This is a genomic window from Shewanella sp. SM29 (assembly GCF_025654245.1).
GTDB classification, from domain to species: Bacteria; Pseudomonadota; Gammaproteobacteria; order Enterobacterales; family Shewanellaceae; genus Shewanella; species Shewanella oncorhynchi.
On sequence record NZ_JAKKRN010000079.1, the window covers coordinates 1 to 1,064 of the forward strand.

The following is a 1,064-nucleotide window of genomic DNA, read 5'->3' on the forward strand; positions in this document are numbered from 1 at the left end:
TAATGCCGTTCACTTAAGAGTGAACGGCATTTTTCTTTGGTCTAACCGGGAACTTGTTTTTGCTCATTTTAAGAACTCGTGGATATGCCCTTTCCCGTTTACCATCCAGCTTAAATTGCCGTGCATTTCGTTCTATATCCAATACGTCTCTCGGGACATTCCCCGGTGTTTGTGATGACAGTTGTGTCAACTTGAAGATGATATAACTCGCCGCATCCCGAAAACTCAGTTGATTGGGATGGACCGATGGCAAGCTTTTAGCCATCAGCAACATCTTATATCTAATGAGATTATAGGCCAGTAGCACGCCCCATAACTCTTGAGTCACCAGCTCCGGTAGTTGACTGCGGAGCGTAAAACGACTCTCCAGTAGATGTTGTTTCATCTCTCTATAGCCCAGTTCGATTTCCCATCGATGGGCATATAAGTCGACGATGTCTTCGCTGGGGTAACGCATCGGGTCTGTCAACGAGGTCAAAATGGCGACTGACTTACCTTTCACTGTCTTAGTCAATAAACGCGCTTCAAGAGTTTCAGGGAGCTGCGGCCATTTCTTTCTGGCTTGAGGTGTCGTGGTGAGTTTCACCCACTGGTCATGTTTCCCCAGCGTTCGCACTACTTCATATTGAGTGCCTTTCTTCAGTGGCAACAACCAGTGGCTATCAGGTTGCGCTTGCTGCCAAGCGTGCAGCAGGCCGAGCGAGTAAAATCCTCGGTCAAATAGGGTTAGGCTGTGATTGGGAATGCTAGGAATGAGCTGGGACGCTAAGTTCATTTCATTTTCGGCAACCGAATCAAAGGCGCTGTTGACCAATAAATGGCTGCTTAATTCCATCAAGCAAACCATGCGAATTTGCGGATAAGCAGCTTCGCCTGAAGCGTTTGCGGTACGCGCAAAGGCGGCTTGATTTTGGACACTATCGGGTGTCCGCCACACTACACCGTCAACACCATACAAGTTAAGGCCGCACCAATGAGGATGTTCAGCTCTCGCGTGCCAGGTATTGGCGCTGCGACTAAATACTTCTCTAATAACCTCACTGCCCAATCGTTTACGCGCCTGA

The 1,064-nt window shown here is 48.4% G+C and carries 1 protein-coding gene; it reads right to left on the reverse strand.

The features are described 5' to 3' along the window. Nucleotides 1–13: 13 nt before the first annotated feature. Nucleotides 14–1,064: IS4-like element ISSba6 family transposase (locus L5L77_RS22505; RefSeq protein WP_263193451.1), on the reverse strand; the 1,051-nt coding region annotated here is incomplete at its 5' end.